Below are 861 nucleotides of genomic sequence, written 5' to 3' on the forward strand. Positions count from 1 at the left end.
CATATAACTTGGGAACTTATGTTGAGCAGATTAACGCCTACAAAGCTGAGGCAATAGTTTCTTATGTCAACCCTTTGGTAACGTTGGCAGATTATATTATCGAGAATGATATAACCATTAAATCACCTAAGTCGATTTTGACTGGCGCCGAACCATTATATGAGTTTCAGCGGGAAAAAATCGAAAGAGCTTTCCGAGCGCCAGTATATAATACTTACGGTTGTCGGGAGTTTATGTTGATTGGTTCGGAGTGCAAAGAAAAGAATGGTTTGCATACAAATATTGATCACCTTGTTGTAGAGCTGTTGGGAGATCAAAATAAAGTGATTTCTGAAGCCGGAGTGTCTGGTGATGTGGTGGTAACCGACTTGCACAATTACGGCTTTCCACTTATTCGGTATCGAAATGGGGATCGTGCGACGATTTCTTCTGCTACCACTTGTCAGTGTGGTTCGCCTTTCCCGCTGCTTCAATCTATTGATGGCCGTAAGCTGGACGTGATTAAGACGCCCGATGGGAGAACTATTCCGGGCGAGTTTTTTCCTCATTTGCTAAAGGATTTCACCAGTATCAAACAGTTTCAGGTTGTGCAAAATACCTTGGATAGTGTTGATATTTTCTTGGTTTTATTTTCGGAGGATTCTGATCAGTTAAAACGAGTCAAACACTTAGTTGAAGAAAATGTTGGTAGCGAAGTGCTTGTGAATATTGAACTCGTTCCTGAGATCGCCTTAACATCAAGTGGTAAGCTGAGAGTCACTATCAGTAATTTATCATGAAGCTTCTTATCGTTACGAACTTATACCCACTGCCATGGGAACCGAATCGCGCAACTTTTAATAAGCAGCAGTTTGACCGCTT

Annotated in this window: 1 protein-coding gene; it reads left to right on the forward strand. The window is 41.5% G+C overall.

Features of this window, described 5'->3' with window-relative positions:
• A partial coding sequence (locus A3766_RS31615) for a phenylacetate--CoA ligase family protein (protein ID WP_197479756.1) occupies positions 1–779 on the forward strand: 779 nt, incomplete at its 5' end.
• Positions 780–861 lie beyond the last annotated feature (82 nt).

The sequence above is a fragment of the Oleiphilus sp. HI0132 genome (assembly GCF_001635845.1).